This is a genomic window from Luteibacter sp. dw_328 (assembly GCF_018449605.1).
In the GTDB taxonomy this organism is placed as follows: Bacteria; Pseudomonadota; Gammaproteobacteria; order Xanthomonadales; family Rhodanobacteraceae; genus Luteibacter.
Genome location: NZ_JAAVUW010000009.1, coordinates 56,617 through 77,125 on the forward strand (window position 1 = coordinate 56,617; position 20,509 = coordinate 77,125).

Sequence of the window (20,509 nt, forward strand, 5' to 3'; positions counted from 1 at the left end):
ACGACTCACCGCACGCCGGCGACCACCAGATACAGCCCGACGATCACACCCGTGGCCAGAAGATTGGCGGCCGAGGCCGTGGCCACGGCTTTCCACCACGAGATCTTCAGGATCCGCACGTAGATGGCCGTCTGCGCCCAGGCGTACCAGAGGCAACTGAGGAGCAGCAGCGCCCCGCCCAGCAGGATCCAATGACCTTTCGCGAAGGTCATGACGGTCGACGCAACGGCGAGGCCAAGGGCGAACGGCGCGAGCAGGTAGCAGTGGATATAGAACGGCTTCCGGAGCGAGTCACGGTTCGTCGGCTGGCGCTGATGCCTGAGCATGCTCATGGCACCGAACAACCCGAAGAAGCAGAACACGACGCTGCGCGTCGCGATGACCATCTGCTCTGAGGAGAACAGCTCCTTACCCAGCACGGTGTCGATCGTCGAGGTGCCGTTCCGCGTACCCAGTTCGACAAGGTGCGCGAGGACGATCGTCAGGATCAGCATCAGCGGCGGGCTCACCATCTCGGTGAACTGCTCGTCCCGGGGCTGTTTCAGCTGCTCACCGGTGTAGACCGCGACGGCGACCGGGCGGGTGAGCGTCCTCCATAGCGCGCGTGGATAGAACACCAACCAGCCCATGATCTCGTAGAGGAACTCTTCGAGCGACTGCAGAATGCGCATGAAGTCCATCGGACACCCTCGCCTGACTTGCCGGAACAGTGGCTCGGACTGTACCGCTATGCCGGCCTGCGCGTTCCGATATAAAGTCGCCAGGCACTGACAGGGGAGCGCGCACGATGCGGGCAGGTCGCAGGTGGATAGCTGGCATAGCCGGCCTGTTTTTTATCGTGGCCGCCGCAGCGCAGATGCCGCCGGAGCCGACGACGAAGGGCGACTATGGGAACGGCGAGGATTTCCGTTTGACCCCGATCGTGGCCAAGGACGGAGCCGGCAAGCCGATCACCGATATTCCCGCGTTCGAGCTGGGGTTTCGCGACACCGATGGCGCCTGGACCGAAGGCGGTCCGCCCGTTCCGTTTACCGGCGTCATTCCCGACGCACTTCGCGGCAGGGTCATGCTGGTGCTCGATGGTGACTGGTCCCTGGTGCCGCGCGGCTGGAAGATGTCGTACGCCATGCTCACCTCGGACACGACCCTCGCCGTGGGCTATGAGGCTCCGGGCGGCAAAGCGTCCGGGTGGATGAACTCGGGCATGGTCGTTTGCGCCGGTTGCGCCCTGGAGTACGCGGCGCCCTACTTCCCCCGGTCGATGCAGGATTGGCGTGCCGATGCCGACGAGGATTGGCCGCGGCCTCGCGCCGAGCATTCTCCACTCCACCTCTCCCGCCCGGACGGATGCACCGTCGTCTTCGACTACCAGATGCCGCACTCACCGCCGGTCCATGAATGGATGAACTACATCGGTGTCCGATATGGCGTGCTGCTCTCGTTCGAGATCGCCATGCCCGACGCCGACAAGGACCTGCGTGACCTGATCTTTGCAGATCACACGAGTGATCATCAGAAGTGCGTGGTGCGACAGGATCGCGTCAAAGGAAAACACCATGGCAGAAGTCGCAGACGAAGTACTGCTGCGTGAACGACATCGGTGCGGACCGCACGGAGCCATTGGTCGTCGAGGGCATCACCTGCAATCTGGTCGCCGACGCAACGTAGCCAGAGACCGATCGCGTCCGATGGGCGTTCGACAGAGGGGCGGGCGCGGGTTAAGATTAATCGGTAAACGTTTATATATAAACGGGTGACCGATATGGCTGAACCGATCAAGCTCGAAAACCTGCGCGATCTCATTTCTATGGGCGCCGTGAAGACGGCGACCATCCTCGGCCAGAAAGGCGGCTTTGCCGTGTTGGCGAGCACGGGATTGCAGGAACGCATCCTGGCGAACAAGGTAGGTCAGGTGAAAATGTTCGCGACGACGGACACCGCCGTGAAGGAGCTGGCGCGACTGGGCCTGTCTTCCTTCCTCGTAGACATCTCTCACTACGAGAAAGGGCTGCTCCGCGCGCCGCGAACCGATGTGACCGAACGCGCCAAGCGCGCCGCTGCCGCACTGGAACACGAGCAATGGTTCCGAGCACAGGTCGATGAAGCCATACAGCAGGAAGAGTCGGGTGTTGCTACTTTGCACGCTCACGACGACGTGTGGGCGGAAGTGAAGAAGGCCACCGCGGCAACGCTCGCCCGGAGGAACACGGGTCCAGCGGCGCGCGCCCCGCGAAATACCGCCGCACCGTCGCGGGGGCGAAAGAAAGGATTGTAAGAGTGGCGCTGATGCAAAGATCTATCGCGTGCTTCCGTCGGCGAAAATGAAGGTATCCCGCCCGAGAATCCTAGGTGGGCTCCTCCGGTGGTCGTGAGCTAGAGTAGGTTCGATTCCACCGGGGCGGGAGTGACAAGCGTGGCGGGATTCCGATGGACTCGCTGATCACCGCAGCGGCGCGGGCCCTCGCCGCGGGCGATCCCTTGGGTGCCTTGAAACGGGTCGCCTTGCGCGACGACGCGCCTGCCCTCGCCCTCCGCGGGATCGCCATGGCGCAGTTGGGTGATTTCGCCAAGGCGAAGGTGCTCGTCCGGCGCGCCGCCCGGGCCTTCGGATCGAAAGAGTCCATCGCTCGCGCCCGTTGCGTGGTGGCCGACGCAGAGATCGCCCTCGCATCGCGTGACCTGGGATGGCCGACCGAGACGCTCGACGCCGCACGGATAACCCTCGAAAACCACGGCGATCGCACGAACGCCGCGCATGCACGCTATCTGGAAAGCAGGCGATGGCTTCTCATCGGCCGGCTCGACGAGGCCGAGCGTGCCCTCGCAACGCTGGCCCTGGACACCCTGCCGCCTGCCTTGATGACTGCATGCGAACTCGTGACCGCCGGGGTGGCGATGCATCGCCTGCGCGCAGGCGATGCGCGTGCCGCCCTTTCGCGCGCCGAGTGCGGAGCACGTCTCGCGGGAATCCCCGCACTCATCGCGGAAGTCGAGAGTGCATGGCTCACGCTCGACACGCCCGTGGCTCGTCTGCTGGCGCGTGGCTCGGAGAGAAACCTTCTGCTCGATGATGTCGAAGCCTTGATGGCCTCGCACGGCCTCATCATCGATGCCTGCCGAAACATCGTGCGCCACGCAGGCGTCTTCACCTCCCTGGCGACACGACCCGTCCTGTTCTCTCTTGCGCGTGCGTTGGCGGAAGGCTGGCCCGCCGATGTTCCTCGCGAGGCGCTGATCGCCCTGGTGTTTCGTACGAAGCATCCGGATGACTCCCATCGCGCGCGGTTGCGCGTAGAGATCGGTCGGTTGCGTGACCTGCTGCGACCGCTCGCCGACGTGGAAGCGACGCCACGTGGCTTCATCCTGATACCGCGCGACGCCGACGAGGTGGTCGTGCTGGCCCGTCCCGTCGAGGAAGTGCACGCCAGCCTGCTCGCCTTCCTGGCTGACGGTGAGGCCTGGTCGAGCTCGGCCCTCGCGCTCGCGCTCGATACCAGCCAACGGAATGTGCAGCGCGGCCTCGAGTCGCTTCACGCGTCGGGCAAGGTGCAATCGTTCGGGCGCGGGCGGGCGCGCCGGTGGATCGCGCCACCCATGCCGGGATTCACGACGAGCTTGTTACTCACCACCCCGCTACCGGGTGACTAGGATGAGCCCATGAAGACGAAAACAGCTCAACTCATACGCGAATACGGTCCCTTCCCGGGTGTCGACAAAGTCGCCGGCGTGACGTTCGACGGCAAGCAAGTGTGGCTCGCCTCCGGCGACCATTTGCGAGCCCTCGACCCCGACAGTGGCGAGATCGTGCGATCGATCGATGTGATGGCGCATGCCGGCACCGCGTTCGACGGCACGCATCTCTTCCAGATTGCCGAGGACCGCATCCAGAAGGTCGACCCGAAAACCGGCGAAGTACTGGCCTCGATCCCGGCGCCCGGTAACGGTGGCGACTCCGGCATGGCATGGGCCGAGGGCACGCTATGGGTCGGCGAATACCGCAACCGGAAGATCCATCAGGTCGACCCCGAGACCGGCGCCGTGCTTCGCAGCATCGACTCCAATCGCTTCGTCACGGGCGTCACCTGGGTCGACGGCGAGTTATGGCACGCCACCTGGGAAGACGATGTCAGTGAGTTGCGGCATGTCGACCCTCGATCCGGCGAGGTACTCGAGAGCCTGGACATGCCGACCGGGGCGCACGTGTCCGGCCTCGAATCCGACGGGAAGGACGGCTTCTTCTGCGGTGGCGGCAACAGCGCCGTGGTTCGGGCGGTGAAGCGCCCGCGATAACCTCCGGGCGCTAGGCGCCGGCGTCCAGCTCCGCGGCGATGAAGTCGACGAAGGTCCGCGCCGCCATGCGCGTGGCACGGCCCAACGGGAAGTACGCATGGACCGGCAAGTCGGCCATCTTCCACTCCGGCAGCAGCTGCGTGAGCGCACCACGGTCGAACTCCCGGCGGCAGGCCCATGAGGTGGTCGAGGTAATGCCGAGGCCACCCACCGCTGCCGCCAGCGCCCCTTCCGTGTCATTCGTGGAGACGTTCGGCTGCACGTCGATCGAGGTCGATTCGCCATCGCGCTCGAACTGCCACGAGGTCACGGCCATGCCTGCCGGCCCACGAACGATGCGATGGCTCACGAGATCCTCGGGCCGCTGCGGCGTGCCGCAACGAGCCAGGTAGGTCGGCGAGGCGACGATGACACGATGCATCTTGCCGATCAGCCGGGCGGTACCACCCGAGTCGGGAAGAGGCCCCACGCGGATACCGACGTCCACCGCCTCGCGGACCATGTCCTGGCGCTTGTCGTCGAGCAGCAACTCGACCTGGAGCGAAGGGTGGCGCTCGGTGAAAGTGGACAGCCGCGGGATCACCACGCGAATGGCCAGCGTCGACGGCATGCCGACCCGCAGCACACCACGCAGCTCACCGGTCTCGCGCACGCTGTTCTCGGCATCCTCAATGGCCGCAAGGATCGGCTCCATGCGCGCAAGAAATTCCAGGCCAGCCTCGGTCGGCAGGACGGCGCGGGTGGTCCGCGATAGCAGGCGCACGCCGAGGCTGGCTTCCAGCTCGGCCACCATGCGCGAGACCTGCGATTGCGCCAGGCCACTCTCGCGCGCGGCCGCGGAAAAGCTGCCGAGCCGGGCGACGCGGGTATAGAGCCGGAACGTAAGGATGTCCTTCAAGCGGCCCCCGGCATTTATGCTCAACCAGCATGGATGCTAGCGGGCGCACGTCCGCCTTGCCAAGTCGAATATGCAATTTCGGCAAGGGCGAACGAGCGTGCTTCTGTCGCAGAACTTCGCCTACTATCACAAGATGAACACACCTCTCGTGGCACCTCCGAAGGATACGCGCCAAGGCAGCCTCGCCGTCGTCGGCATGGGCATGACCCTGGGTTCCCATCTCACCCCGCTGTCGCGCAGCCACATCGAACAGGCTGACGTGATCTTTGCCGGGCTCTCCGACAACATCGTCGAGCAGTGGCTCCAGCGCATGAACGCCGACGTGCGTAGCCTGCAGCCCTATTACAAGGAAGGTAAGTCGCGCCGGAAGACCTACGAGGAATGGGTCGACCTGATGATGACCGAAGTCCGCGCGGGCAAGCGCGTCTGCGGCGTCTTCTATGGCCACCCGGGCATCTTCGCCTGGTCGCCGCACAAGGTCATCGAAGTCGCCCGTGCCGAAGGCTTCCAGGCTCACATGGAACCGGGCATCTCCGCCGAAGACTGCCTCTACGCCGACCTGGGTATCGACCCGGGCACCGTCGGCTGCCAGCACTTCGAAGCCGGCCAGATTCTTTTCTATGAACGCCGCATCGATCCCAGCGGTTATCTCGTCCTGTGGCAGGTCGGCCTGGTCGGCGATCGTTCGCTCGCCCGCTTCACCACCAGCGGCGCCTACCGCCAGGTGCTGGTCGACGTGCTGAGCAAGGACTACCCGCTGGATCACGAGATCATTCTGTACCGCGCGGTCACCCTGCCGATCCAGAAGCCGCGCATCCGCCGCATCGCCCTGCGCGACCTGCCGTTTGTGGACGTGCCGACCGAAGAGACGGTGATCCTGCCGCCGGCCGCCACGCTCAAGCCCAACCACGAAATCCGCGAGCGCCTGGCTGCGCTGGACAAGCTGGAAAAAGAAGCATCCGTGGCATAAGCCACTCATTCAACTACCACATCAACAACCGCAGGAAGGGGAAGGTCATGCTGGACACGATTGATATGTTGGAAGCCATCGGCAGCGATGCGTCGTTGCGCTATGCGTCGACGGTGGAACTTACGACTGTGCTCGAGCAGGCCAAGGCCTCTGATGCACTGACGGCGGCCGCGATCACCGGTGATGCCTCTCATTTGGCGCAGGAATTTGGTAGCCGGAGAATGTACGACCCTCAGGCTACGCAGAGTTTCTTCTCTGCGGATCAAACTCCGTTCTCCTGACGGACTAGCTTCGCAGGTAACGACCTTGGTGTGACGCCAAGGTCGGCACTTAGCCAAATCGACAAGCGCAGGAGACCCAAGGTCATGCTGGACACGATTGAAATGTTGGAAGCCATCGGCAGCGACGCCTCGTTGCGTTATGCGTCGACGGTAGAGCTCACTCACGTTCTCGAGCGCGCTCAGGCCACCGGCGCCCTGACGGCCGCCGTGGCATCCGGCGATGTTTCTCACCTGGCTCCCGAATTCGGCCATGCGAAGAATTTTGCGCCTCAGGCCACTCAGACGTTCCTTTCGTCCGACCTGGAGTGATTCCTCTGCTCAATAAGTAAGCAGCACGCGACCATCCAGGTTGAGCCGGATCGTCATCATCGCTTTACCGAACCCACAACCACAGGAAGGGCAAGGACATGCTGGACACGATTGAAATGCTGGAAGCCATCGGCAGCGACGCCTCGTTGCGCTATGCGTCGACGGTGGAACTTACGAATTTGCTTGACCAGGGTCAGGCAACGACGGCCCTTACGGCAGCTGTTATGTCGGGCGATGCCTCCCACCTGGCACGGGAGTTCGGTGACATGACGAACTTCGTGCCTCAAGCCACGCAGAGCTTCGTTTCGTCGGATCTCAACTAAGACGTCTACGCAGACGATATTGTCTCTTTAGGCGGCCCCAAGCGGGTCACCCGGTCGACGAGCGAGTCCAATGTCGACCGTCTACGCGATAACCACAGGAAGGGAACTGTATGACGGACACACTAGATATGCTGGAAGCTATCGGAAGCGATGCCTCACTGCGTTACGCGTCCATGACAAACCTGGCGAGCGTGCTGGACAGAGCTGACGTTTCTGAAGCTCTCGCGGCAGCGGTCGCATCTGGGGACTCCTCCCACTTGGCCCGAGAATTCGGCCACAGGCAGATGTTTCTACCTCAGGTCATACAGAGCTTTTCCTAGTTGATCCAGACCTGTCCCACCCTTCACGACGAGTTACCGCTGGCACACAGTTAGAAACGACACCCAAAAGGGGAATAAAGATGGACACGATTGAAATACTGGAAGCCATTGGCAGTGATGCCGGCCTGCGCTACGCGTCGACCGAAGAACTCACGAATCTGCTTGAATCGGTGCAGGCCACCGACGCCCTCACCGCGGCCATCGCATCTGATGATACGTCACTGTTAGCACGAGAATTCGGTAACAACACAATGTTATTGCCACAGATCGTCCAAACTTATTCCTAGTCGAAGACAATCTGGTCGTGTCGGTCTGTGAGAGGATTCACCGTCATGCGGGTTGACAACGACCACCGGTAGAGGACGAATGATGGACACGATTCAGATGCTCGAAGCGATTGGCGGTGACGCCTCGCTACGTCATGCACCATCGAACGAACTCAGCACGGCCCTTCGACGAGCGAGTGCGTCCCCAGCACTGACCTCCGCCGTTGCTACTGGCGACAGCTCCCGATTACTGGCAGAGCTTGGGCATAAGCCTATGTGGGCACCTCAAGTTGGACAGTTCTTCTCCGATCTAGAGCTCTGAGGAAGTCCACCGGACGCCAAGCGTGCCATCGCGACCTGGAACACAGTCCACCGGGAGCAGCATACCGCTCCAAGTGGACTGCGAAGAATCTGAGGAGTGGCAGGATGCCTCGACAGGACGCCTCAAGAAACGGCGGCAGCTGCCGTTACCATGCCTTATACAATCACGCAAACAGGGGACTACATGTCAGACACCATTGAACTGCTTGAGGCCATTGGCCGCGATGCATCTCTACGACACGCCTCGTCGGAGCAGTTGGCAAACGCTCTCCATCATTCGCAGGCCTCCGACGCCCTGACGGCTGCGGCAGCCTCAGGGGACAGCTCACTCCTCGCAAGAGAGTTCGGTCAGAGCCCCAACTATCTGCCTCAGGCCATTCAGACCCCGGGCCATGAGGAAGACGAGACCGATCAAGACGACGACAAGTCAGACGTCCCCTCGACGCCCGATGACGGGAAATCGCCGACCGAAAAGCCGAACAAGTAAAGATGGCCTGGCTGCCAAGCCGCCTCGTGTCACGGGCTGTAGGAACGGCCCTGACACTTTGCGTGCTTGTGCAGCCCTCTATCGCTGCAGATTTGGGCGATCATGCTGCGTTTCTCGACGTGACCGAAAGGCTACGCGCGAAGGACCACCCGCAGTTTGTTGAGCGACTTTCACAGATTCGACAGGACGCCGCCAACCTTACCAATACCGAGAAATGGCATTTGCGTTATCTCGAAGCGTGGGAAGCGATGTTTGAGGGCGGTTACGCAAAATCAGAAGAGCAGCTTAACGAAGTCATCAAACGCTCTGGCGATCCCGTCCTCGCGACAAAAGCGTCGGCCCTCCTCTTAAGCAACCTGGCATTCAATCGACGCTACGAAGAAGCGTTCGCATTGGCCAATCGGCTGGCAACCACTTTGCCTTCGGTGACGGATCCGTTAGCCCGATCGATGCTTCTGACGAATCTCTCGCAGATGATGAATTTTGCGGGCCAGACCGATCTCGCTCTCAAATATGCGGACATGATCGAAAGCGATTCCCCAACAGGCGAGGCGGCGTGCCAAGCCGTTTGGCTTAAAGCCGCGACCCTCTACAGCGGAAGTCGCCTGAAGTCATCCAGCCCTGAGCTCACGCGAGCCGTGGATACGTGCGTCGCTGCGCGGGAAACAGTGATCACGAACAGTGCGCTCCTCCTAATGGGAAGCTTATTCCTAAAGGAAAGCCAACCACTGAAGGCAATGTCGCTTTTGGATCGAATCGATCCAAGCATACGTATTAACCATTATTTTCCTCACGTGGAATTGGCGCACCTGGAACGCGCTCAGGCCTATGCCCAACTTGGAAACGATGTCGAAGCAAAGAAGGCTGCGCTATCCGTCGTAGCGATGAATAAGCCAGACGACATAAGCGATTGGCTAAAGGATGCTTACGAAGTTCTTTACCGTGCTGAGAAGCGCCAAGGCAACGCGCTAGCCGCTCTTTTGAGCTATGAACACTTTGTGGCGCAGGACAAGGGCTATCTCAACGACATTAGTGTCAGGAGCCTCGCCTACGAAGTGACCCAGCAGCACGAGATGGTGGAGAATCTCGCAACGGAGAGCCTAAGCAAGCAGAACAGAATTCTTCGCTTGCAGCAGGCGCTCGACGCCGGCGCAGTCGCAACGAGCCGACTCTATATCGCGCTTCTTACGGTGGTCCTTGCATCTATCGGCCTGTTGCTTTTCCGCGTAAAACGCTCGCAACTCCGCTTCAAACGAATGTCCTCCCTGGACGGCCTAACCGGCATCCTCAACCACCAGCATTTCATGAGCGAGGCCGAACGCGTTCTTCGCATCCAGGAGAAGAAACTCGGCAGCGCCTGCCTGATCTCCATCGACCTCGATCACTTCAAGCAAGTCAACGACACACATGGCCACGCCATGGGCGACGTCGTGCTCAAGCGCACTGTAGCGATCCTCAAGCAATTCCTGCGCCCGATCGACCTGTTCGGTCGCCTCGGTGGCGAAGAGTTCGCCATTCTCCTCGTCGGCTGTTCAAGCAGCCAGGCAGTGGCGACAGCCGACCGTCTGCGCGTCGCCATCGAAGCGACACCGGTCGAAGACGACGGGCGCATCGTGTCGCTGTCGGCCAGCGTAGGCGTCGCCTCGACGGATCGATGCGGTTACGAACTACAGCGCCTCTGTCGTGAAGCCGATGCCGCGCTCTACCGTGCGAAACGCGCCGGCCGTAATCGCGTCATCGCCGACTCCGAGAACGACACCGCTACGGCGGCCTGAGTCGCGCTAGAGCTTGCTGTGCTCCACCTGGCGCTCGCGTTGCATCAAGGTCCACTCCGCATGTTCCGTCAACGCCGCATCGCCCAGCGACAGCAGGATCGCACGCTGTTGCGCGGGGTCCTGGGTGCGGTCGAGTGCGGCCCGCGCGCTGGCGAAGATGCGTTGCATGAAGCGGTACTGACGAATCAGCTCGCGGTCGGCTTTGCGATAGGAATAGGCCTCGCGCACGGCGGCGATGATCGACAGCACGGCCATGATGGTGACCAGGACCACCTTGGCTTCCTCGCCCAGTTTCAGGGCGAAGGCGGCGAGGAATACGCTGATGGTAATGCCGCCCCACAGACTCACGCGCCCGATGGTTTCCGTCATGTGGTGCACACCACTGCGTTCGGCACTCTTGCGCTCGTAGTAGTAGAGCTGCCCCGATGTTCCGGATTCGCCCACCCATTCGGCGATGACAGCGGCGAGATCCTCGTTGGTCGGGACATCCGGATGGGTCGACGGGTGGAGGCTGGCGGCGCGCATCACATTGCGTATCCAGCCGAGCTCGATGTTCTGCTTCTGCAGGAAGTTGTCGTGCGCGAACTCGTGGTCCGCACTCGCGACGATGCCCGCACGGCGCCAGCAGGACTGGATACGCAGGCCTTCCGCCAGCGCGCGATAGTCGAGGTACTTTCGATGCCAGCCGTGGCGATGCGCGAGGATGGCGACAGCGCCGCCCGTGGCAAACATGACGAGGAACAGGTAGATCAGGAAGTTGTTTCCCGGCAGGTGCGCGTAGAAGGTAAAGGCGATACCCATGAGACCGGCCAGCGTATAGGTGAGGCGCATGGCCATGATGACGCGACGGCGGAAGTGCACCGCCAGCCAGTCGGCGGCGTGAAACAGCTGGTCGATCTCGGCCGTCGAGCCAGTGGGTGCGCCTGCCATCTCGCGCGGTGCATCATCGATCGCCGCTGCGTGACGGGCGCACTCGTCGTTGAATTCCGCCATGCGCGAGAACATCAGCCGGAAGTCGTCCGGCAGCTTTGTCTGGAACGCCATGTTCTCTGCGCTGCGCCAGCCTGCCTGCAGCGGTTGGAGGCCCGACGCCGGTCCCTCGTCGTCGCGCGAGCAGACGATGTGATACAGCAGGCTTTCGTCGCTTCCCGTGAGCACGTGACGCGAATGCGCGTGTCGCAGCACCAGGCCCGGCGGTGTGCCGGTGAGGTGGTAATGCACGATCTGTGCGGTGCCACCGAGCCCGGCGGCTCCGTTGCCGTCCCAGATGGTGAGCAGCACGTGGCAGTGACTGGCGATGTAGACCCCCGCCTTGGCGTACTGACGGTCGCGCGCGGCGCCGCGGGATCCGATCACGTGATGAGGCTGTGCCATCAGACGGGGAAGGAGCACCACCTCGGCATGGCTACACAGGACGTCGAAGTTGGCGCGGACAGCCGGCGTCGAGAAGTCGTCGACGTAGAGCGCAGGAGGTAGAGGCAGCGGGGCAATCAAGCGTGCGCCGCAAGACAGGGCCTCCTCGGCGATCAACTGGTCACCTCCCTCGGCCAGCGCCGAAAGCACCACCAGCGGCAGTTCGGGAAATTCCTCGCGTACCTGGGTAAAGAAGGCACGCACGCGCTGCCGGATCGGCTCGAGTTCGTCGGCGGGGATGTCGCGGTGGCCCGTAACGCCGATGACCAGTGGGGTCATGGCGGATTTTGCGTGTACATGCTCCCCAGGCGGCGACCGTCGCCGGTCACCACCGAAGGAACCGATCGGGTCCCTGCCGCCTGGATCGGTGTGCTGTCGCATGGGCTCAGGTGTTCTTGATGCCCGGGTTAGTGGTCACCCTGGACGGGCCGCCTCCCCGCTCTTCGTCGGCGTCGTGCTCGCGCGAGGTCTCGGTCTCTTCGTCGAGGGGGTCGTTCGGTTCGTCCTGGTCTTGCGGGTTGCCAAGCTTGGACATGACGTACTCCCGTTGAGTGCATGGTGATGTGGGACGGCCCTGTTACTCCTTCTCTTGCGGTGGCCCGCCGCCGGTGGCCACGAGTAGTTCGTGTTGGAACGCCTGGTTGACCGGGTAGTCGATGTGCTCGCGCCGGAGTACGCGCAATAGCCCTGCGTCGCGGTACCCGCTGGCCCAGAGGCGTTGAATGACGGGTGTGGCATCCGGCCTGCGCGTCAGTGCCAGCAAGGTTTCGGCGCGAAGCGCCTGCAGGCGCGGATCACCCTGGCCACTCTTCGCTGCCTGCACCCTGTCCAACGCTTCCGTACGGAGTTGCCGGGCAGCCAGCGTGTCCGTGGTCACGGCTGCGAGCGAGAGTCGTGCGGCGACACCCGCCAGTAGCGTCGAACGGTCGTCAGGCAGTTTTGCCATCAGCGGATCGAGGGCACGCAATGCCATCGCTGCGTGGTCGCGCGCGTCATCTTGCTGCCCGGCGTCACCCAGTTGCGCCGCGTGCTCCAGCTGGGCTTCGGCGTATTCACGCTGCCACGCGGCGTTATCGGGGTCACGCCGAGTCAGCTCGGCATAGATTGAGAGCGCCTTTGAGGTAAGCGCGTTGGCGGCGGGAAGATCGCCCGTGAGGCGACGAAGGCGCGCCAGCTGCGTCGCATACAACGCCGCGTGATCCTGGAAGTCGGTATTGCTCGGGTCGAGCGCACCCAGTTGCGTCGCCATATCCACCGCTTGCTGCAAACGCACCATCCCCGCGGCCACATCGCCGGTGAGCGCCTGTGTGCGTCCGAGGATGGCGTGGACGGTGAGCAGGTTGTCGCGGCGGCTCATGTTCTTCGGATCCGAGGCCGAGAGCCCGGACTGGATGCGCTCGTCCGCGCCGTACTGGGCAACGGCCTCGGCGAGGTCACCGCGCATGAGGGCGAGTTTGCCGAGGTTGTTGTAGGCGGAGCCGAGATACTCGAGCCAGTCGGGGTTATGCGGCTGGCCCGTCACAAGATCCTGCATCTGGGCGAGCATGTGCCGATACTGGGTGGCGGCCTGGTCCAGCTCGCCACGCGCTTCCATAACGTGGCCGATATTGTTGTCGAGCGTGGCCCGCTGGAAGGCCAGCTGTGTCTTTCCCGGCGCATGCACGGCGGCCCGCTGCAACGTGGCCTGGGCGCTGGCGAAGCTTCGCTGGGCGTCATCGAGCTTGCCCTGTCGCCACTGCGTCATGCCGATGTAGGCCCAGACATCGGCGAGCGCCAGCTGCCGGTCGACGTTCGTCGGCGCGGCGTCGCCCAGACGCGTGGCCACGGCAAGCGCAGCCCGGTACGAGGTCATGGCGGCGGCCAGTTGGCCCTGGTCGAGACGTACGCTGCCGATCTTCTCCAGTGCCGAGGCACGCTGCTCCAGGGCCCGCTCGGTCACTTCGTCGAGCGGCTGGGCCTGGAAATACTTCATGGCCTGGTTGTCGACGGCTTCCATGATGTCCAGGCGCGATACCTGGGCCAGCTTGTCGTTGAGGTCGCCGAGCATGAAGCTGACCAGGTCCTCCGCTTCTTTCTGGCGACGTTCGGCGACATGGCTGGCGACCACCGCCGCATGCCGCGAGATGAAGGCGCTGATCGCCAGGCCCGTGGTCACGGCCATCACAACGAGGGCGACGGCGGCGAGGATCGTGACGCGGCGCATGCGTCGGTGCATCTCGCGTTGCTTAAGGTCGTCGAAGCCGAGGCAGAGCATGCCGGCGACGAGTTTGATGAGGGCGTTGAGCTTGCCGTCGCTACCCTGACGCACATCTGCCGCGATGGGCTCGATGGGCGCGCCATCCAGTCGATGGCGCAACGCCGGGACCAAGCATTCCTCGGCTTCGCGTCCCGGCAGGTCACTGGCGTTCGGTTCGCCGGCGACGATAAGACAGAAGATCCGCTCGTCGCGGCCGAGGCGCTTGAACGAGAGCACTTCCTCGTTGACCCAGCGCGAGGAAGCTGCGTGCGGCGAGCAGATCACCAGCAGGCATTCCGATTGCGCGAGTGCGGCGTTGACCGTGCGGCCGAGGTCGCCGGCACTGGCCAGTTCGTCGCGGTCACGGAACACAGGCGTAAGGCGTCGCGGGATGACACCTGCCGCCGTGAGCTGGCCGACGAGATGGTCCGGTATGGCGTAGGTTTCCAGGGCGCGGTGCAACCACGCCGCCCAGGGGGTGTCCTGGTGGCTGTAGCTGATGAAGGCGCGGTACCGGTAGTCCGGTCCCATGAAACCTTCGGTCGACACGCGCAGTACCCCGCAGGTCGGAAGCAGCCTCCCCCAGCGGCCCGAAAACACACGCTAGCACCGAAGTGTGACGTAGCGCACATTTTCACGTCGACTGAACAACCCGGACCGTCTCCCTGCTTCCACGCCTTCGTCACGCAGCACCCTTCGCCAAAAGCCGGCCGAACCCTGCTAGCCGGCCCCCCATGGCCGTCTGACACTCAGGTTGCCGTTGCACCCTCGCGACGGGGCGGAGTGGGGAACGCAACATGGTTGGCATACGTCTCATCTTTCCGGTGGCCTGCGCCCTGGTTCTCGCCGCCTGCAGCGGACACGGCGCGGCACCCGCTGCCGGCCCGGCGGAGGTCGACGCGGCCGTGGTGGTCTACAAGCCGATCACCGACTGGCAGAGCTACTCCGGCCGCCTGCAGGCGATCGATCACGTGGACATCCGGGCCCTGGTCCCGGGCACCATCATGGCCGTCTATTTCAAGGACGGGCAGATGGTCAAGAAGGGCGACCCGCTCTTCCTGATCGATCCCCGCACGTATACGGCCGCGGTGGACCGCGCCTCCGCGCAACTCGCCGCGGCGCACGCCCATGAGAAGTTCACCTCGGCCGATTCCCAGCGAGCGCAAAAGCTCCTGCAAGGCAACGCGATCTCCAAACGCGACTTCGACGACCGCTCCAATGCCGCCCTCGTCGCCACCGCCGACGTCAAGGCGGCCGAGGCCGCCCTCGAGGATGCCAAGGTCAACCTCGGTTACACGAGAATCTTCGCGCCGGTCGATGGGCGCATGTCGCGTGCGGAACAGACCGTCGGCAATATCGTCGCGGCGGGCTTCAGCTCGCCACCGCTGACCACCCTGGTCTCGGTCAATCCCATCTACGCCGGCTTCGACGTGGATGAGCAGACCTACCTCAAATACCTCAGCCGGGCGGGCGACCACGATGTCGCGGTGCGCCTCGGGCTTGCCAACGAGACGGGCTTCTCGCGCACGGGCAAGATCTCCTCCGTCGACAACCAGCTCAACAGCACCACGGGCACCATCCGTGTACGTGCCTCCTTCGATAACGCCGATGGCGTGCTGCTTCCGGGCATGTTCGCCCGCGTCGCCGTGGGCGGTGGCGCGGCGCATCCGGCCGTCCTGATCGACGACCGCGCGATCTCCACGGACCAGGCGAAGAAGTTCGTGCTGGTACTCGACGACAAGGACCACGCGCAGTACCGGGAGATTTTCCCTGGCCTGATGGTGGATGGCCTGCGCGTGGTCGATTCAGGCCTCAAACCGGGAGAGAAGATCGTGGTGAACGGCCTGCAACGCGTGCATCCGGGCGATCCGGTACACGCCAAGGTCGTTCCCATGGCGGGCGAAGATGCCGTGGCGAGTAGCCCCTGATGAATATCTCCCGCTTCTTCATCGACCGGCCCATCTTTGCCGGGGTGCTCTCGACGCTGATCCTCCTGGCCGGCGTGATCGCCATGTTCCAGCTGCCCATTTCCGAGTACCCGGAAGTGGTGCCGCCCTCCGTCGTGGTCTATGCCTCGTACCCGGGCGCCAACCCTAAGGTCATTGCCGACACGGTCGCCGCGCCGCTGGAAGAGCAGATCAACGGCGTGGAAGGCATGCTCTACATGCAGTCCCAGGCCAGCAGCGACGGCAACATGGCGCTGACGGTCACCTTCCGCCTGGGTATCGATCCGGACAAGGCCCAGCAGTTGGTGCAGAACCGTGTGTCGCAGGCACTCCCTCGCCTGCCGCCGGATGTGCAGTTGCTCGGCGTCACCACCATCAAGTCGTCACCCACGCTGACCCTCGTGGTCCACCTGATTTCACCCGACGCCCGCTACGACCAGACCTATCTGCGCAACTACGCCCTGATCAACGTGAAAGAGCGCCTGGAACGCCTCAATGGCATTGGCCAGGTGGTGCTCAAGGGATCGGGTGACTACGCCATGCGCATATGGCTGGACCCGAAGAAGCTGGCGGAACGTAGCCTCACGGCGTCGGATGTCGTGGCCGCTATCCGGGAACAGAACGTGCAGGTCGCCGCCGGTGTCATCGGCGGGTCGCCCATGGCCGGTGCGGTGCCTTTGCAATTGAGCATCAATGCCAAGGGCCGTCTGCAGAGTGAGCAGGAGTTCGGTGACATCGTGCTCAAGAGTACGAACGGCGCACTGACCCATATCCGCGATGTGGCCCGCGTCGAACTGGGCGCGGCGGAATTCGGCTCGCGTGCGTTGCTCGATAACAAGCAGGCCGTGGCAATGTGGATCTTCCAGCTGCCGGGTGCGAACTCGTTGCAGCTGTCCGAAGATGTTCGCACGGCGATGAAGGACCTGCAGAAAGACATGCCGCCGGGCGTCGAATACAGCATCGTCTACGACCCGACCACGTTCGTCCGCTCCAGCATCGAGGCCGTGATTCATACGCTGATCGAGGCGATCTGCCTTGTGGTGCTCGTGGTGATCCTGTTCCTGCAGACCTGGCGCGCGTCGCTCATTCCCCTGCTTGCGGTGCCGGTGTCGATCATCGGCACGTTCTCCCTCTTGTTGTTACTGGGCTACTCGATCAACGCTTTGTCCTTGTTCGGCATGGTCCTGGCGATCGGTATCGTGGTCGACGACGCCATCGTGGTCGTGGAGAACGTCGAACGAAACATCGAGTCGGGGCTGTCTGCGCGAGAGGCCACTTACCAGGCCATGAGCGAGGTGAGTGGACCGATCATCGCCATCGCGCTGACGCTCGTCGCCGTGTTCGTGCCGCTTGCCTTCATGTCCGGGCTCACCGGGCAGTTCTACAAGCAGTTCGCCATGACGATCGCCATCTCGACGGTGATCTCGGCCTTCAACTCGCTGACACTTTCACCGGCACTGGCCGCCCTGCTGCTGAAGGGCCATGACGAACCGAAGGACTGGCTCGCCCGCGTGATGGATCGCGGACTGGGCGGATTCTTCCGCGTCTTCAACAAGGGATTCCATCGCGCGTCGGAAGGGTACGGTCATGGCGTGACCCGGGTCATCGCACACAAGGGCAGCATGCTCATTCTCTACGTGGTGCTGCTTGCCGGCGCGGTGATGATGGGACGAATCGTGCCGGGTGGCTTCGTGCCTGCGCAGGACAAGGAATACATCATCGCCATCGCGCAGTTACCCAATGGCGCCTCGCTGGATCGGTCGGAGGTCATCACCCGGGAGATGGGCGAGATCGGCATGAAGCAGCCGGGCGTGGACCACGCGGTGCAGCACCCGGGCCTGTCGATCAACGGCTTCGTGAACTCGTCCAGTTCGGTCGTGATGTTCCTCGCCCTCAAACCATTTGCGGATCGCCACGGCACGGGCGAGTCGGCGGGCGCGATCGCTGCGGCATTGAACCAGAAGTACGCGGCTATCAAGGGCGCCTACATCGCCGTGTTCCCACCACCGCCGGTGCTCGGTCTGGGCACGCTGGGTGGCTTCAAGTTCCAGATCGAGGACCGGGGTGCGCAGGGCTATACGGCGCTCAACGATGCGGTAAAAGCCTTCCTGGCAAAAGCGGCAAAGGCACCGGAGCTCGGCCCCACGTTCACCAACTATCAGATCGACGTGCCGCAGCTTAAGGTAGACCTGGATCGCGACAACGCCAAGCAGCTCGGGGTGGCGGTCACCGATGTGTTCAACACCATGCAGGTGTTCCTCGGCTCGCAGTACGTCAACGACTTCAACCGCTTCGGTCGCGTATTCCAGGTGCGCGTGCAGGCCGACGCGCCGTTCCGCGCCCACCCCTCCGATATCGGCCTGCTGAAAACACGCAATGCGGACGGCGAGATGATTCCCCTGGCGTCGCTGGTGAAGGTCTCGACCACGTTCGGTCCGGAATCCGTAGTGCGTTACAACGGCTATACCGCGGCCGACATCAACGGCGGCCCTGCTCCGGGGTACTCGTCCGGACAGGCGCAGGCCGCCGTTGAGCGCGTGGCGGCCGACACGCTGCCGCGCGGCTTCAAGCTCGAGTGGACCGACCTTACCTACCAGCAGATCATCGCCGGCAATGCCTCGCTGGTCGTCTTCCCGGTCAGCCTGCTGCTGGTCTACCTCACGCTGGCCGCGCTCTATGAAAGCCTGACGCTGCCGCTGGCGGTGATCCTGATCGTGCCCATGAGCCTGCTCTGCGCGCTGATCGGCGTGTGGCTGGATCGCGGCGACAACAACATCTTCACCCAGGTGGGCCTGATGGTGCTGGTGGGCCTGGCGTCGAAGAACGCGATCCTGATCGTGGAGTTCGCCCGGGAGCTGGAGATACAGGGCCGTTCCATCGTCGACGCAGCTATCGAAGCGAGCCGACTGCGTCTGCGACCGATCCTGATGACATCGATCGCTTTCATCATGGGTGTGCTGCCGCTGGTGCTTTCCTCCGGCGCGGGCTCGGAGATGCGGCACGCCATGGGCATTGCGGTGTTCTTCGGCATGCTTGGCGTCACCTTGTTCGGCCTGATGCTGACGCCGGTGTTCTACGTGATCCTGCGCCATCTCTCGGGCGGCCATCGTCTCGAGGACAAGCACGGCAAGAACGGGCGCGTCATCGGCATCGAAGACGCCGGTCCGGGGAGTCCGACATGAAAACCCTGCCCACGTTCGTCTGTTGGGGTCTACTGCTGGCTGGCCTGAGCGGCTGCTCCCTGGCTCCGAAGTACAGCGTGCCGCTGGCGGCGGAGTCGCAGGCATTCAAGGAAACCCTCAGCCCCGCCGACGCCGGCACCTGGCAGACCGCCGTACCCGCCGAAGATGCCGCACGCGGGGAGTGGTGGAAGGTGTTCAACGACAGCCAGCTCAACGACCTCGAAGGCCAGGCACTGGCGGCGAACCAGAACCTCGCTGCGGCCGCGGCGCGCGTGCAGGAAGCGCGTGCCATCGAGGGCGTGACCGGTGCGGCGCGCTTTCCCAGCCTGTCCGCCGGCTTCGGTCCATCGCGCCAGCAGAACGCGCCGGACTCGCTCGGTGTGCCGCCCGGCGGCCCGCGCCCCGACGCGCAGACGGTATGGCGCGCGCAGGCCAACATCTCGTATGAAGTCGACCTGTTCGGCCGCGTCGCTTCCTCAGTGCATGCAGCCCACGCGGATACACAACAGAGCGAGGCCTTGTTCCGTTCCGTGCAGCTGGCCCTACAAGCGGATGTGGCCCAGAACTATTTCAACCTGCGCGAAACCGATGCGGAACTGGCCGTGTATCACCGCGCCGTCGAGCTGCGTAACGAGGCGCTCACCTTCGTTCAGCATCGTGCGGAGGCCGGCGAGGTGAGCGATCTGGAACTTGCGCAAGCGAAGGCGGAACTCGCCTCCGCGACCTCGGACGCGATGACCGTGGAGCGGCAGCGTGCGGCGTCGGAGCACGCATTGGCCGTCCTGCTGGGTAAGGCGCCTTCCGAATTCTCGGTCGCGCCGCGGCCGCTCGAACCGGTGGTGATCCATATCCCTCCCGGCATGCCGTCGTCGCTTCTCGAACGGCGCCCTGATATCGCCGCCGCGGAACGGGCGATGGCCGCGGAGAACGCCCGCATCGGTGTCGCCCGCGCGGCCTATTTTCCTTCCATTGTGCTGACCGGTACCGGGGGTTACGAGTCGTCCGCCTTCAGCGATCTGTTCAAGTGGTCGAGCCGCAGCTTCCTGCTCGGTCCACTGGTCGGCACAGCCGCCAACCTGCCGATCTTCGACGGCGGCGTGCGCAAGGGCAACCTGGCCAATGCGAAGGCGCGCTACGAGGAGGACGTGGCGAAATATCGTCAACAGGTGCTGGTGGCCTTCCAGGAAGTGGAAGACAACCTCGCCAACCTTCGCATTCTGGAAAACCAGACGCGCGTGCAGGGTGACGAGGTCGCCGCCTCGACGCGGGCGGCGGAACTGTCGAAGACACAGTATGAAGACGGCTCCGTGGCCTATCTCAACGTGATCGATACGGAGCGCGTGGTGCTTCAGGCGCGCCTCACTGCCGTGCGTCTGCGTGGCACCCAGGCGACATCAACAGTCAACCTGATTCGCGCGCTGGGTGGCGGTTGGGGCGACGCGCCGACAACCGCATCGCCCGCGACGGAATGATGCGACGCGGCAATGCCGAT

Annotated in this window: 19 protein-coding genes; 14 read left to right on the forward strand and 5 right to left on the reverse strand. The window is 63.5% G+C overall.

From position 1 onward, the window contains the following. Positions 1 to 5: 5 nt before the first annotated feature. Positions 6 to 671, reverse strand: a complete 666-nt coding sequence (locus HB634_RS20205) for a hypothetical protein (protein ID WP_213949896.1) — start codon at positions 669 to 671, stop codon at positions 6 to 8. A gap of 116 nt (positions 672 to 787) precedes the next feature. Here HB634_RS20205 and HB634_RS20210 point away from each other — a divergent pair, with 116 nt between their 5' ends. The 4 genes from HB634_RS20210 to HB634_RS20225 all read left to right on the forward strand — a co-directional run bounded on the left by HB634_RS20210 (position 788) and on the right by HB634_RS20225 (position 4,290). After that, complete coding sequence (locus HB634_RS20210; RefSeq protein ID WP_213949897.1) at positions 788 to 1,591, forward strand: DUF4850 domain-containing protein; 804 nt, start codon at positions 788 to 790, stop codon at positions 1,589 to 1,591. Positions 1,592 to 1,762: 171 nt separating this feature from the next. Next, the gene (locus tag HB634_RS20215) at positions 1,763 to 2,275 is read left to right on the forward strand and encodes a hypothetical protein (protein ID WP_213949898.1); all 513 of its coding nucleotides are present in this window, start codon (positions 1,763 to 1,765) and stop codon (positions 2,273 to 2,275) included. Positions 2,276 to 2,427: 152 nt separating this feature from the next. Next, positions 2,428 to 3,648 carry a helix-turn-helix domain-containing protein gene (locus HB634_RS20220; protein WP_213949899.1) on the forward strand — a complete coding sequence of 407 codons (1,221 nt, stop codon included), beginning with the start codon at positions 2,428 to 2,430 and terminating at the stop codon, positions 3,646 to 3,648. A gap of 9 nt (positions 3,649 to 3,657) precedes the next feature. Then, complete coding sequence (locus tag HB634_RS20225; RefSeq protein WP_213949900.1) at positions 3,658 to 4,290, forward strand: PQQ-binding-like beta-propeller repeat protein; 633 nt, start codon at positions 3,658 to 3,660, stop codon at positions 4,288 to 4,290. 10 nt (positions 4,291 to 4,300) lie between these two features. Here the strand turns inward: HB634_RS20225 and HB634_RS20230 are convergent, their stop codons facing one another. Beyond that, on the reverse strand, positions 4,301 to 5,188 hold the full coding sequence (locus HB634_RS20230) for a LysR family transcriptional regulator (protein WP_063570803.1): 888 nt from the start codon (positions 5,186 to 5,188) through the stop codon (positions 4,301 to 4,303). Between the two features lie 133 nt (positions 5,189 to 5,321). Between HB634_RS20230 and HB634_RS20235 the strand changes: the two genes are divergently transcribed. From HB634_RS20235 to HB634_RS20265, 7 genes are all read left to right on the forward strand, one after another. Next, the gene (locus HB634_RS20235; RefSeq protein WP_213949986.1) at positions 5,322 to 6,158 is read left to right on the forward strand and encodes an SAM-dependent methyltransferase; all 837 of its coding nucleotides are present in this window, start codon (positions 5,322 to 5,324) and stop codon (positions 6,156 to 6,158) included. 47 nt (positions 6,159 to 6,205) lie between these two features. Continuing rightward, on the forward strand, positions 6,206 to 6,439 hold the full coding sequence (locus HB634_RS20240; protein WP_213949901.1) for a hypothetical protein: 234 nt from the start codon (positions 6,206 to 6,208) through the stop codon (positions 6,437 to 6,439). An 84-nt stretch (positions 6,440 to 6,523) separates the two neighbouring features. Next, the gene (locus HB634_RS20245) at positions 6,524 to 6,748 is read left to right on the forward strand and encodes a hypothetical protein (RefSeq protein WP_213949902.1); all 225 of its coding nucleotides are present in this window, start codon (positions 6,524 to 6,526) and stop codon (positions 6,746 to 6,748) included. A 98-nt stretch (positions 6,749 to 6,846) separates the two neighbouring features. Then, positions 6,847 to 7,071: a hypothetical protein gene (locus HB634_RS20250; protein ID WP_213949903.1), complete on the forward strand. Its 225-nt coding sequence runs from the start codon at positions 6,847 to 6,849 to the stop codon at positions 7,069 to 7,071. A gap of 400 nt (positions 7,072 to 7,471) precedes the next feature. Continuing rightward, positions 7,472 to 7,678, forward strand: a complete 207-nt coding sequence (locus HB634_RS20255; protein ID WP_213949904.1) for a hypothetical protein — start codon at positions 7,472 to 7,474, stop codon at positions 7,676 to 7,678. Positions 7,679 to 8,162: 484 nt separating this feature from the next. Continuing rightward, positions 8,163 to 8,465, forward strand: a complete 303-nt coding sequence (locus HB634_RS20260; RefSeq protein WP_213949905.1) for a hypothetical protein — start codon at positions 8,163 to 8,165, stop codon at positions 8,463 to 8,465. Between the two features lie 2 nt (positions 8,466 to 8,467). Further along, positions 8,468 to 10,240, forward strand: coding sequence for a diguanylate cyclase (locus HB634_RS20265; RefSeq protein ID WP_255548712.1), 1,773 nt, complete (start codon positions 8,468 to 8,470; stop codon positions 10,238 to 10,240). Between the two features lie 6 nt (positions 10,241 to 10,246). On the opposite strand, the gene HB634_RS20270 is transcribed toward HB634_RS20265, so the two are convergent. The 3 genes from HB634_RS20270 to HB634_RS20280 all read right to left on the reverse strand — a co-directional run bounded on the left by HB634_RS20270 (position 10,247) and on the right by HB634_RS20280 (position 14,438). After that, entirely contained in the window at positions 10,247 to 11,932 is a 1,686-nt protein-coding gene (locus HB634_RS20270) for a hypothetical protein (RefSeq protein ID WP_213949906.1), read from the reverse strand. A 106-nt stretch (positions 11,933 to 12,038) separates the two neighbouring features. Next, a complete protein-coding gene (locus HB634_RS20275; RefSeq protein WP_157503858.1) occupies positions 12,039 to 12,188 on the reverse strand; it encodes a hypothetical protein in 150 nt (49 codons plus the stop codon). Between the two features lie 42 nt (positions 12,189 to 12,230). Next, positions 12,231 to 14,438 (reverse strand): toll/interleukin-1 receptor domain-containing protein, encoded by a 2,208-nt coding sequence (locus HB634_RS20280; RefSeq protein WP_345777519.1) that lies wholly within the window; start codon positions 14,436 to 14,438, stop codon positions 12,231 to 12,233. 248 nt (positions 14,439 to 14,686) lie between these two features. Here HB634_RS20280 and HB634_RS20285 point away from each other — a divergent pair, with 248 nt between their 5' ends. The 3 genes from HB634_RS20285 to HB634_RS20295 are packed head-to-tail and all read left to right on the forward strand — an operon-like array spanning position 14,687 to position 20,489. Next, a complete protein-coding gene (locus tag HB634_RS20285) occupies positions 14,687 to 15,817 on the forward strand; it encodes an efflux RND transporter periplasmic adaptor subunit (RefSeq protein WP_213949907.1) in 1,131 nt (376 codons plus the stop codon). Continuing rightward, a complete protein-coding gene (locus HB634_RS20290; protein ID WP_213949908.1) occupies positions 15,817 to 19,017 on the forward strand; it encodes a multidrug efflux RND transporter permease subunit in 3,201 nt (1,066 codons plus the stop codon). Before HB634_RS20285 ends, HB634_RS20290 begins: the two co-directional genes overlap by 1 nt. Next, a complete protein-coding gene (locus HB634_RS20295; protein WP_213949909.1) occupies positions 19,014 to 20,489 on the forward strand; it encodes an efflux transporter outer membrane subunit in 1,476 nt (491 codons plus the stop codon). The genes HB634_RS20290 and HB634_RS20295 overlap by 4 nt, the downstream gene beginning before the upstream one ends. Positions 20,490 to 20,509: the final 20 nt, after the last annotated feature.

Excerpts from the sequence above, each read along its gene's own strand:
- HB634_RS20205 (WP_213949896.1), bottom strand. The coding sequence starts at position 671 with ATGCGCATTCTGCAGTCGCTCGAAGAGTTCCTCTACGAGATCATGGGC.
- HB634_RS20210 (WP_213949897.1), top strand. The coding sequence starts at position 788 with ATGCGGGCAGGTCGCAGGTGGATAGCTGGCATAGCCGGCCTGTTTTTT.
- HB634_RS20215 (WP_213949898.1), top strand. The coding sequence starts at position 1,763 with ATGGCTGAACCGATCAAGCTCGAAAACCTGCGCGATCTCATTTCTATG.
- HB634_RS20220 (WP_213949899.1), top strand. The coding sequence starts at position 2,428 with ATGGACTCGCTGATCACCGCAGCGGCGCGGGCCCTCGCCGCGGGCGAT.
- HB634_RS20225 (WP_213949900.1), top strand. The coding sequence starts at position 3,658 with ATGAAGACGAAAACAGCTCAACTCATACGCGAATACGGTCCCTTCCCG.
- HB634_RS20235 (WP_213949986.1), top strand. The coding sequence starts at position 5,322 with ATGAACACACCTCTCGTGGCACCTCCGAAGGATACGCGCCAAGGCAGC.
- HB634_RS20240 (WP_213949901.1), top strand. The coding sequence starts at position 6,206 with ATGCTGGACACGATTGATATGTTGGAAGCCATCGGCAGCGATGCGTCG.
- HB634_RS20245 (WP_213949902.1), top strand. The coding sequence starts at position 6,524 with ATGCTGGACACGATTGAAATGTTGGAAGCCATCGGCAGCGACGCCTCG.
- HB634_RS20250 (WP_213949903.1), top strand. The coding sequence starts at position 6,847 with ATGCTGGACACGATTGAAATGCTGGAAGCCATCGGCAGCGACGCCTCG.
- HB634_RS20255 (WP_213949904.1), top strand. The coding sequence starts at position 7,472 with ATGGACACGATTGAAATACTGGAAGCCATTGGCAGTGATGCCGGCCTG.
- HB634_RS20260 (WP_213949905.1), top strand. The coding sequence starts at position 8,163 with ATGTCAGACACCATTGAACTGCTTGAGGCCATTGGCCGCGATGCATCT.
- HB634_RS20265 (WP_255548712.1), top strand. The coding sequence starts at position 8,468 with ATGGCCTGGCTGCCAAGCCGCCTCGTGTCACGGGCTGTAGGAACGGCC.
- HB634_RS20270 (WP_213949906.1), bottom strand. The coding sequence starts at position 11,932 with ATGACCCCACTGGTCATCGGCGTTACGGGCCACCGCGACATCCCCGCC.
- HB634_RS20275 (WP_157503858.1), bottom strand. The coding sequence starts at position 12,188 with ATGTCCAAGCTTGGCAACCCGCAAGACCAGGACGAACCGAACGACCCC.
- HB634_RS20285 (WP_213949907.1), top strand. The coding sequence starts at position 14,687 with ATGGTTGGCATACGTCTCATCTTTCCGGTGGCCTGCGCCCTGGTTCTC.
- HB634_RS20290 (WP_213949908.1), top strand. The coding sequence starts at position 15,817 with ATGAATATCTCCCGCTTCTTCATCGACCGGCCCATCTTTGCCGGGGTG.
- HB634_RS20295 (WP_213949909.1), top strand. The coding sequence starts at position 19,014 with ATGAAAACCCTGCCCACGTTCGTCTGTTGGGGTCTACTGCTGGCTGGC.